9 protein-coding genes are annotated in these 9278 nt (G+C 72.3%); 2 read left to right on the forward strand and 7 right to left on the reverse strand.

The window, feature by feature from the left end; genetic code table 11:
- Positions 1-31: 31 nt before the first annotated feature.
- Together ASG70_RS01385 and ASG70_RS01390 are read right to left on the reverse strand one after the other, a co-directional pair.
- On the reverse strand, positions 32-787 hold the full coding sequence (locus ASG70_RS01385) for an ABC transporter permease (RefSeq protein WP_056882081.1): 756 nt from the start codon (positions 785-787) through the stop codon (positions 32-34).
- Between the two features lie 3 nt (positions 788-790).
- Entirely contained in the window at positions 791-1819 is a 1029-nt protein-coding gene (locus ASG70_RS01390; protein ID WP_056882082.1) for an ATP-binding cassette domain-containing protein, read from the reverse strand.
- A gap of 131 nt (positions 1820-1950) precedes the next feature.
- Between ASG70_RS01390 and ASG70_RS01395 the strand changes: the two genes are divergently transcribed.
- Positions 1951-2778 (forward strand): Fpg/Nei family DNA glycosylase, encoded by an 828-nt coding sequence (locus ASG70_RS01395; RefSeq protein WP_056882083.1) that lies wholly within the window; start codon positions 1951-1953, stop codon positions 2776-2778.
- 59 nt (positions 2779-2837) lie between these two features.
- Here the strand turns inward: ASG70_RS01395 and ASG70_RS01400 are convergent, their stop codons facing one another.
- Genes ASG70_RS01400 through ASG70_RS01420 form a run of 5 tightly spaced genes read right to left on the reverse strand, consistent with a single transcriptional unit; the run spans position 2838 to position 7787 of the window.
- Complete coding sequence (locus tag ASG70_RS01400; protein ID WP_056882084.1) at positions 2838-3965, reverse strand: VWA domain-containing protein; 1128 nt, start codon at positions 3963-3965, stop codon at positions 2838-2840.
- Positions 3966-4967 carry a VWA domain-containing protein gene (locus ASG70_RS01405; protein WP_056882085.1) on the reverse strand — a complete coding sequence of 334 codons (1002 nt, stop codon included), beginning with the start codon at positions 4965-4967 and terminating at the stop codon, positions 3966-3968.
- On the reverse strand, positions 4964-5896 hold the full coding sequence (locus ASG70_RS01410) for a DUF58 domain-containing protein (RefSeq protein ID WP_235531294.1): 933 nt from the start codon (positions 5894-5896) through the stop codon (positions 4964-4966). The genes ASG70_RS01405 and ASG70_RS01410 overlap by 4 nt, the downstream gene beginning before the upstream one ends.
- Positions 5875-6912, reverse strand: a complete 1038-nt coding sequence (locus ASG70_RS01415; RefSeq protein ID WP_056882086.1) for a MoxR family ATPase — start codon at positions 6910-6912, stop codon at positions 5875-5877. The genes ASG70_RS01410 and ASG70_RS01415 overlap by 22 nt, the downstream gene beginning before the upstream one ends.
- A gap of 20 nt (positions 6913-6932) precedes the next feature.
- Complete coding sequence (locus ASG70_RS01420; RefSeq protein ID WP_235531295.1) at positions 6933-7787, reverse strand: S1C family serine protease; 855 nt, start codon at positions 7785-7787, stop codon at positions 6933-6935.
- A gap of 113 nt (positions 7788-7900) precedes the next feature.
- On the opposite strand from ASG70_RS01420, the gene paaK reads away from it, so the two are divergent.
- Complete coding sequence (paaK, locus tag ASG70_RS01425) at positions 7901-9181, forward strand: phenylacetate--CoA ligase PaaK (RefSeq protein ID WP_056882087.1); 1281 nt, start codon at positions 7901-7903, stop codon at positions 9179-9181.
- The last annotated feature ends 97 nt before the right edge of the window (positions 9182-9278 follow it).

A 9278-nucleotide genomic window follows, 5' to 3' on the forward strand; every position in this document is an offset into this window, starting at 1 on the left:
CCCGCTTGACCAACCTGTCAGGTCAGTACAGCTAGGCGTTCTCCTTGCGGAACGTCGCCGTGCCCCAGGCCACGGCGAGGACGAACAGCACGCCGGCCCACACCGAGCCCCACACCATGGGCGAGGTGGCGAAGTCGCCGGAGAACGCCGTACGCACCGCGTCCACGACCCACCGGAACGGCATCCAGTCCGAGACGTTGAGCAGCCACTTGGGGCCGATGGTCATGGGCAGCAGGATCCCGGAGAGCAGCAGCACGGGCATCATCACCATGTTGATGACCGGGGCCATGACGTCCTCGGACTTGGTCGTGAGCGCGAGGGCGTTGGAGGCAGCCGCGCAGGCCCCGCCGACGAGCAGCGTGAGCAGGACGCCGAAGACGATGCCGGCAGCCGAGCCGCGCATCCCCATGAGGTAGCCGAGCCCGACGAGGATGAGCGCCTGCACGAACAGCTGCAGGACGTCACGCACGAGGCGGCCGACGAGCAGCGCCGTGCGGCTGGCAGGGGTGACCCGCTCGGCCTCGATGACCCCCTCGCGCCACTCCCCGATGAGGCTGAACCCGGCGAAGAAGGCGCCGAACATGCCGAGCTGGACGAGCATGCCCGGCACGAAGAACGTGTAGGCGTTCGTCGCGCCGAACTGGGTGATGAGCGGCTTGAGCAGCGGGCCGAACAGCAGCAGGTAGAGGACCGGCTGCAGCATGCCGATGATGACCCAGGCAGGGTTGCGCAGGTTCATCCGCAGCTGGCGGCGGAAGACGATGAAGCACTCGCGCAGGAAACGCATCGGTCAGCTCCTCTTCTCGGAGGTCGAGCCGGTCGCACCGGCAGGGTCGGTCTCGGCGGCGTCGCGCAGCGAGCGGCCGGTGAGCGTGAGGAACACGTCGTCGAGGGTCGGGCGGTGGACCTCGATCGACTCGAGCGAGATGTCGGCGTCGTGCAGGTCGCGCAGCAGCCCGGGCACCGCCTTGCCTGCTCGCTGGACCCGGCCACGGACGTGGTTGCCGTCGATCTCCACCCCCTGGAGCCCGTGCCGCGGCGACTCGGCGATGGCGTCGAGGCGCTGGGCGGCCGCCGAGACGAGCTCGGCGTCGGAGACCTCGAGGTCGACGAGGTCTCCGGCCACCTGGGCCTTGAGGTTGTCCGAGGTGTCGGCCGCGACGATCCTGCCGTGGTCGATGATGAGGATCCGGTCGCTGAGCGCGTCGGCCTCGTCGAGGTAGTGGGTCGTGAGGAACACCGTGGCGCCGCGGCGACGGCGCAGGTCGGCGATGTGCTCCCACAGGTTGGCCCTGGCCTGGGGGTCGAGTCCCGTGGTCGGCTCGTCGAGGAAGACCAGCGACGGCTCGTGGATCAGGCCCATCACGATGTCGAGGCGACGGCGCTGGCCACCGGACATGTTCTTGGGCATCCGGGTCCACAGGCCCTCGAGGTCGAGCTGGGAGAACAGCTCCTTCCCGCGAGCCGTCGCCTCGGCGCCCTTCATGCCGTAGAGCATGCCGTGGTCGACGACCTCGTCCCCGGCCCTGGCGCTGCTGAACGCGCCGCCCGCCTGCGAGACGTAGCCGATGCTGCGGCGCACCTGCTCCGGCTCGCGCACCACGTCGTACCCCGCCACCGTCGCCTCGCCCGCGGTGGGCCGCAGCAGGGTGGTGAGCATGCGCAGCGTGGTCGTCTTGCCTGCGCCGTTGGGCCCGAGGAACCCGACCACCTCGCCCTCGGCCACGTCGAGGTCGACGCCGTCCACGGCCCGGACCTCGGTCTTCTTCCTGCCCTCGCGCGCCTGGAAGGTCTGCACGAGCCCCCGTGCACGGATCATCGGTCACTCCCTCTGCTCTGGTGCGGCACAGTGTCCACCACGGCACCGACAGTGGCGACGGGGTTTTGCACCTCGCACCGGTAGACCGGTGCGCCCGGCAGAACTCATCGGCCTGCCGCATGATGGGGCCCATGCCCGAAGGCCACACGCTCTACCGCCTCGCCCGCGACCTCGACGCGGCCTTCCGCGGGACCCGCCCCGAGGCCAGCAGTCCCCAGGGCAGGTTCGCGGCCGGAGCGGCCCTGCTGACGGGTCACACGTTCCTGCACGCGACCTCGTGGGGGAAGCACCTGTTCGCGGAGTTCGAGGGCGACACGTGGCTGCACGTGCACCTCGGCCTGATCGGCACCTTCACCATCGACCAGGTCGCCTACACCGGTGAGGTGCCGGTCGTGGGCCAGGTGCGGCTGCGCTTGGCCAACGACGCCCACGTCGCCGACCTGCGCGGCCCCAACCTGTGCGCCGTCATCACCCCCGAGCAGGTCGAGTCGGTCACCGCACGACTGGGCCCCGACCCCCTGCGGCCCGAACCCGACCCGGACCTCGCCTGGCGCAAGCTCTCGAGGTCCGGGCGGTCGGTGGCCGAGCTGCTCATGGACCAGGCCGTGCTCGCCGGTGTCGGCAACGTCTACCGCTGCGAGGTGCTGTTCCGGCAGCGCATCGACCCGTTCCGCCCCGGGAAGGAGCTTCGCCGCAGCAGCTGGGACGCCATCTGGCTCGACCTCGTCGACCTGCTGCCCCTGGGAGTCGCCACTGGGAAGATCGTCACCGTCGCCGAGCAGGTGGAGCAGGTCAGGGCCGACCTCGCCGCGGGCCGTGTCGACCCGCTGGAGGCGCGGACGTCCTACGTCTACAAGCGGCAGGGCGAGCCGTGTCGCGTCTGCGGTTCCCGGATCCGCACGCGCGAGGTCGCCGGTCGCAACCTGTACTGGTGCGGCCGCTGCCAGCGCCGCCGCTGACGCAGGCGCCGCCCAGCCGAAGGCCGCGCCGCCGCCGACGACGACCACCGCTGACCCGGTCAGCTCGGGTACGGCGCCCAGCGCACCCCGAGCGCGAGGCCGGCGAGCAGGACCAGTGCCGCCACCGCCGCGAACCCGACACTGAGGTCGACCTGCTGCAGCTCTGTGTCGACGTGCTTGGGCAGGTCGGCCAGGACGCCCTGGAGCTGTCCCGCGTCGCTCGCCGCGAAGTACTCGCCACCGGTCGTCGTCGCCACCTCGCGCAGGGCCGCCTCGTCGACCACGAGGAAGTTGCGACCGCCGGGGCCGATGCCGCTGAACCCCTGCCCTGGCCCGTCGTAGAGGCCGCCGCCCAGCTGGTCGCGGGTGCAGACCATCTGGGTGGGCTCGGTGGTGCCGAACCCGATGGGGTAGACGCGGACCCCGCGCGCGGCGGCCTGCTCGGCGGCTTCCTGGGGCGTCACGCCGCGGGTGTTGGCGCCGTCGGTGAGCAGCACCACGATCTCGGGGGCGGTGCGTGCCGACCTGGGTGCCGGCGTGCCCGGCGACGGGTTCCCCGGAGCGGGGCCCGACGGGTCGCCGGGAGCGCCTGGAGCGCCTGGGACCGTGCCCGTGGTGCCGCTGGTGTCGGCCGGGGCGACGTCGGGGTTGATCTCGGCGATGGCGTCGATGGACTTCAGGATGGCCGCGCCGATGGTCGTGCCGCGCCCCGTGGTGAGGCCGTCGACGGCCTTGCGCAGCTCGGTGTGGTCGGTGGTCGGCGCCACCGCGACCTGGGCGAACCCCGAGAAGACCACGAGCCCGATACGGGTCCGGTCGTCCTGCTTGTCGATGAAGGTGCGCACGGCGTCCTGCGCGGCGGCGAGCCGGTTGGGGGTGACGTCGGTGGCGCACATCGAGCCCGACACGTCGACCGCGAGGATCACGGCGGAGCTGGACACCGGCACCTCGGCGCGGACCTGCGGGCGGGAACCGGCGACCGCGAGCAGGGCCAGGCTCGCGAGCACCAGCCCGATCGGCACGTGACGTCGCCACGTGCGCTGCCGGGGCAGGGCCGAGCGGATGAGGGCGATGCTGGAGAACGCCACGGCCTGCCGGCGACGACGCCGCAGCTGCCACCAGTAGACGCCGACGAGCAGCGGGACCGCGAGGAGCGCCATAAGGACGTAGGGCAGGCCGAAGGACACTCAGACCACCCGCCCCGAGCGGAGCACCGAGACCGCTGCGCCGAGCAGGAGCAGCACCGCAGCGGCCGCGGCGAACCACGACGTCACCTCGCGCTCGCGGGTCCGGGCCGTCCACGCGAGGTCGATCGAGCCGTAGACCTTGGCGAGCGACGCTGCGTCGGCGGCCGCGTAGTAGGCGCCGCCGGTGGTCGCGGCGATCCGCTTCAGCGACGCCTCGTCGAGCGCCGTCGACACCTGGAACCCGTCGACCTCCAGGACCGTCCCCCGGGTGCTGCCGACGCCGATGGCGTAGACCTTCACCCCGGCGGCGGACGCGAGGTCGGCGACCTCCTGCGGGTCCGGGTCGGTCGTGTTCTCACCGTCGGAGAGCAGGACGATGGCGGCCGAGGAGTAGTAGCCGATGTCTGCGTCGTCACCGGCCCCCGGCTCGGCGCCGATCTCGACGGGCTTGCCGGCGATGGCGCTGAGCGAGGACACGATGCCCCGGCCCACCGCCGTGCCCCCCTGGGGTGTGAGCCGGTCGATGGCAGCACGCACCTGGAGGCGGTCGTCGGTCGGCTGCTGGGAGACCACCGCGCTGTCGCCGAACGCCACGACGCCGATGCGGATCGACGACGGCTGCCTGGCGACGAACGTCCGCGCGGCCGCCTTGGCCGCGTCGAGCCTCGTGGGCGCCATGTCGGTGGCCGCCATGCTGGTCGAGACGTCGAACGCGAGCATCACCGTGCCCTCGCGGCGGGGTTCGGCGACCGTCGCGGTCGGCCTGGCCAGGGAGACGATCAGGACCGTGAGGGCGGCGAGGACCAGCGCCGGCGCGAGGTGCTGCAGGCGCGAACGGCCCGGACCGCCGGGCGCCGACCCGTGGCCGGCGAGGGGGACCAGCCCGAGGGCCTCGAGCTCGACCCGCCTGCGCTGCCGCATCCGTTGCTGCCTGCGGTATGCCGCCACGAGCGCGGGCACCGCCAGCAGGCCCAGGAGCATCCACGGCCACGCGAAGCTCATCGCCGCTGCTGCCTTCGCAGGTGGGAGATCCGGGCCAGGGCGCGCACGAGGTCCTCGTCCGTGGCGACGGTGTGGACCTGCGTACCGGCCCGCTGGGCAGCGGCGAGCAGCGCCTGCTGGCGCTCGGCGGCGGCCTCGCGCAGCCGCTCGCGGAACACCGGGTCGTCGGTGTCGACGAAGATCTGCTCGCCGGTCTCGGCGTCCTCGACGTAGACCATCCCGACAGCCGGGAGCTCGGACTCCCGCGGGTCGACCACCTGGATGGCGACGACGTCGTGGCGCCGCGCGAGCAGCGAGAGGTGGCGTTCCCACCCGGGCTGGGAGATGAAGTCGGAGACGACGACGACGAGCGAACGGCGCCGTGCCAGCCCCAGCCCGGCCTTGAGCAGGACGGACAGGTCGGTGGTCGTCCTGGCCGAGCCGGTCGACGGTGGGCGCAGGAGGGACTCGGCGATGCGGAGCACGTGGTTGCGACCCTGTCCCGGCGGGACGACATCCACCCCGTCGTCGAAAAGCACTGCGCCAGTGCGGTTTCCGCCTCGCGAGAGCACGTGGGCGAGTGTGGTGGCAACCTCGGCCACGACGAGGGACTTCTGCCGGTCGACCGGGCCGAAGCCCATCGACGCCGACCGGTCCAGCAGCAGCCAGCAGGTGACCTCGCGGTCCTCGACGTACTCGCGCACGTAGGGGGTGTCCATCCGTGCCGTGACGTTCCAGTCGAGGTGGCGCAGGTCGTCGCCCGGTGTGTACTCGCGCAGGTCGGTGAAGTCGACGCCCGTGCCGCGGAACAGCGTCCGGTAGTCGCCCTGGAGCCGCCCGTCGAGCCGTCGCACGACGCGCCACTCCAGCCGCCGCAGCAGCGCCTCGGCGGTGAGGGCACCCGTACCCGTAGGGCTGGGGGTGGCGGTCAGCGCGGGCCGGCGGTCCACGTGGCCTCGCTCGCTTGCGGGCGCCGCTCGCGCAGCGGCACGTCGGGCATCGAGACCGCTGCCACCACCGGTTCGAGCACGTCGTCGGCGCCGATGCCCTCGGCCAGCGCCTCGTAGGACAGGACGAGACGGTGCCGCATGACGTCATGGGCGAGGTCGCGCACGTCCTGCGGTCGGGCGAAGTCGCGGCCGCGCAGGAACGCCAGCGCCTTGGCGGCGAGGACGAGGTTGATGGAGGCCCGCGGGCTCGCCCCGAACGTGAGGTACCGCGCGAGGTCGGGCAGCCCGACGGAGGCCGGCGCGCGGGTCGCCCCCACCAGCCGCACCGCGTACTCGATGACGGCGGGGTCGACGTAGACCGCGTCGGCCCGGCGCTGGTACTCCACCAGCTGCCCCGGCTCGAGCACCCGCTGGGTCGCGTCCATGGCCGAGGTCATGCGTTCGACGACGACGAACTCCTCCGACGGGGTCGGGTAGCCGATGACGGTCTTGAGCATGAAGCGGTCGACCTGCGCCTCGGGCAGCGCGTAGGTGCCCTCCGACTCGATGGGGTTCTGGGTCGCCATGACCAGGAACGGGTTCGGCGCAGGGTAGGTCTCGCGGCCGATGGTCACCTGGCGCTCCTGCATCACCTCGAGCAGCGCGCTCTGCACCTTGGCCGGGGCGCGGTTGATCTCGTCGGCGAGGACCAGGTTGGCGAAGACCGGCCCGAGGGAGACCTGGAACTCGCCCTCCTTCTGGTTGTAGATGCGCGTGCCGATGACGTCGGCCGGCACGAGGTCCGGGGTGAACTGGATCCGCTGGAACTCCCCGCCGATCGCCTGGGCGAGGGTCCGGACCGCCATCGTCTTCGCCAGGCCGGGCACGCCTTCGACGAGCAGGTGGCCGCGGGCCAGCAGCGCCACCAGCATCCGCTCGATGAGCAGGTCCTGGCCGACGATCGTCTTCTTCACCTCGTAGAGCGCCAGCTCGAGCGGGTGCTGCTGGCGGCCGGGCTGGGGACGGTGCGGGTCCATGGGCTCTCCTGGTGGGGTGGTCACTGGGGCGGGCTTCCGGCGACGCCGCCGGCGGTGGCGATGGGGACGGCGAAGCCGATGCCGACGAAGAAGCTCTGCTCCGAGGGGTTGGCGAGGCCGGTGACGATGCCGACGACCTGGCCGTCGCGGTTGAGCAGCGGCCCACCTGAGTTGCCCGGGTTGACGGCGGCGTCGAACTGGATGAGCCCCTCGAGCGTCCGTCCGCTCCCGACCCGGATGCTGCGATCGACGGCCGAGACGACGCCGCCGCTGAGTGACTGGGTCAGCCCGAGGGGGTGGCCCAGTGGGAACACCTCGTCGCCGACCTGCGGCGCGCCCCCGAGCACCGCAGGCACGACGACCCGGGGCAGGGACGACGCGGTGAGGACGGCGGTGTCGCTGGAGGCCTCCTGCTTCGCCACCCGGGCGCTCGCCTCGGTGCCGTCGGCGAAGACCACCCGGATGGTGGCGGCGCCGTCGACGACGTGCAGGGCGGTGAGGACGGCGCCATCGGCGCTGACCACCACCCCCGCACCGGTGCCGTTCTCGTCGTGGGCGGCTCCCACGCCCGTCGTCCGGATGGTCACGAGGGAGGGGAGCGCGGCACGGTACGCGGTGGTGGCGTCGGTCAGGGCCTTGCGCGCCTGCTCCTGCGCGGCGGCGATCCCCTTCTGCACGCTGCGGTCGACGTCCGCCTGGGTCAGCGCCGGGGTGTCGGGACCGCGGAGCAGGGCCGTGGCGACGAGGGCCAACCCGACGAGGAGGAGCGCGACGGCGACCACGAGTGGCCGCCTCGCGATGCGGCGCCCCCCGGCGTGCGGGGTCGCGTCGTCCTCCTGCCCCGCAGGGGTGCCGACGGCCGACGGTGCAGGCACCCGGTCCACCTTCGCGAGCGTACGTCCGATCCGGCCCAGCGAACACCGCTTGGGACACGAGAGCGGGCTTTCACGGGGAACTCTCAGGATCGTCAGGTCGTAGATTGACCGCCATGGACAACGTCGTCTCGTCGGTGGAGGAGCTGCGCGCCCTGCAGCTGGACCGGATGCGCTGGAGCCTGGGGCACGCATACGCCAACGTGCCCCACTACCGCGCCGCGTTCGACGCCGCGGGCGTGCACCCCGACGACCTGCGCGAGCTGGCCGACCTCGCGCGGTTCCCGTTCACGGCCAAGGCGGACCTGCGCGACAACTACCCCTTCGGCATGTTCGCGGTGCCCCGCGAGCAGGTGTCCCGCATCCACGCGTCCAGCGGCACGACCGGGCGCCCGACCGTGGTCGGCTACACGCGCCAGGACATAGACACCTGGGCCGAGGTGATGGCGAGGTCCATCGAGTCGGCCGGCGGCCGCCCCGGCGACATCGTGCACATCGCCTACGGCTACGGGTTGTTCACCGGCGGCATCGGCGCGCACTACGGCGCCGAGCGACTGGGCTGCACCGTGGTCCCGGTGAGCGGCGGCATGACCGAACGCCAGGTGCAGCTGATCCGCGACTTCGGGCCCCGCGTGATCATGGTGACGCCGTCCTACTTCCTGGCGATCCTCGACGAGATGGAGGCCCAGGGGATCGACCCCAAGGACACCTCGCTGGAGATCGGCATCTTCGGCGCCGAGCCCTGGACGCAGCAGATGCGTGAGGAGGTCGAGCGGCGCAGCAACCTGCGGGCCGTCGACATCTACGGACTGTCCGAGGTGATGGGCCCGGGGGTCTCGCAGGAGTCGGGGGAGACCCAGGACGGGCTCCACATCTGGGAGGACCACTTCTACCCCGAGGTCGTCGACCCCGTCACCGGCGAGGTGCTGCCCGACGGCGAGGAGGGTGAGCTGGTCTTCACCTCGCTGACCAAGCAGGCCATGCCGGTGGTGCGCTACCGGACCCGCGACCTCACGACCCTCATGCCCGGCACCGCCCACCCGCAGTTCCGCCGGATGGCGAAGGTCACCGGCCGCACCGACGACATGATGATCGTGCGCGGCGTGAACGTGTTCCCGTCCCAGATCGAGGAGCAGCTGCTCGCGGTGGAGGGCCTGACCCCGCACTACCTGTGCGTGCTCACCCGGCCGGGACGGATGGACGAGCTCACCGTCCAGGTCGAGGCGGCGTCGGCGTCGTCGACCGAGACCGAGCGGACGGGTATGGCGCGTGCCCTCGCCAACCGCGTCAAGGACCGCGTCGGCGTGACGGTGGCCGTCGACGTGCTCGCGCCGCACGCCCTCGAGCGCTCGCTCGGCAAGGCCAAGCGCATCAGCGACCAGCGCCACCTCCGCTGAGGCGGGGCACCCCGTCGCGTCCCGTCGCACGCCCTACGCGCCACGAACTTTCGGCCACTCGCCCGAAAGTCGCCGCCCGGCGCCCGTACGCGCCACG

The organism is Phycicoccus sp. Soil748 (genome assembly GCF_001428025.1).
GTDB lineage: Bacteria > Actinomycetota > Actinomycetes > Actinomycetales > Dermatophilaceae > Pedococcus.